Source organism: Psychrobacter immobilis (assembly GCF_904846225.1).
Taxonomy (GTDB): Bacteria; Pseudomonadota; Gammaproteobacteria; order Pseudomonadales; family Moraxellaceae; genus Psychrobacter; species Psychrobacter immobilis_F.
Genome location: NZ_CAJGZJ010000058.1, coordinates 1 through 880, shown reverse-complemented (window position 1 = coordinate 880; position 880 = coordinate 1). Strand labels below are relative to the sequence as shown.

Here is an 880-nt window from a genome sequence, read left to right as displayed (position 1 = left end):
TTAACAACACCGGCGAATAGCTTCATTCTAAGATCATAGCGCTGACGACGGTTACGATATCTATGAGCCACGATTTTAAACAATTTAATTAAGCCTATTTTGTGTTCAACCATAATACGAAACTTAGCCAGATAGTGATTGGCTTGTTTGCAGAGATCTAACAGCTGAGCCCCACGAGGTTTTTTAAATGGGGTGAAGGTTTGTTTATGTAACTTTCCAATGCCCTGATAGCCACTATCTGCTAGTAGTTTAGCGTCATTAGGAAGCCAATCAGGACAAGTATCTTTATAAAGCTTAAAATCGTGGATAGACCCTTTACAAGTTTGAACGTCAAGTATCATACCCGTCTGCCAATGCACAATGACTTGCGCTTTTAAAGTATGTTGTTTGCGTTTACCACTGTAGTAGTCTCTTTGGTTTTTTTTGGACGCTCAATTGGGGTTTCGGTGGCATCGACAATGACGACTGACCAATTAATATTATCATCAACGCTACTAGGAAGCTTTTTAGGTAATTCAAACTTGCCTGAATCAATAAGAACGTCTTCTACTTTACGAATAATACGACTAACAGAAGATTCATGAATACCAAAGTCCATACTGATGTGGTATAGCGTTCTGTATTCACGCCAATAGGTAAGGGACAGTAATATCTGTTCCTCAAGAATAAGCGCACTTGGTCTGTCTGATTTAGTCTTGGCGGCTTCATATTGTTGCATAGCTTCTAACATGCCATTAAAGGTGGCTTTATGAATACCGGTATAGCGTTTAAAGCCAGCATTATTTTGTTTGAGAAGCTTATCTATGTTTGGCATGGTTCCTAGCCAGTTGTGAGTCGATTAGTTATTGTAAAATACTCTGCTACTTTTGCAAGAGGTCTA

At 39.0% G+C, this 880-nt stretch carries 1 protein-coding gene and 1 pseudogene; both read right to left on the bottom strand.

Features of this window, described 5'->3' with window-relative positions:
• A pseudogene (locus tag JMX48_RS14000) lies at positions 1-365 on the bottom strand (transposase family protein); the annotation flags it as partial.
• 8 nt (positions 366-373) lie between these two features.
• Positions 374-814, bottom strand: coding sequence for a transposase family protein (locus JMX48_RS13995; protein ID WP_201538778.1), 441 nt, complete (start codon positions 812-814; stop codon positions 374-376).
• Positions 815-880: the final 66 nt, after the last annotated feature.

Excerpts from the sequence above, each read along its gene's own strand:
- JMX48_RS13995 (WP_201538778.1), bottom strand. The coding sequence starts at position 814 with ATGCCAAACATAGATAAGCTTCTCAAACAAAATAATGCTGGCTTTAAA.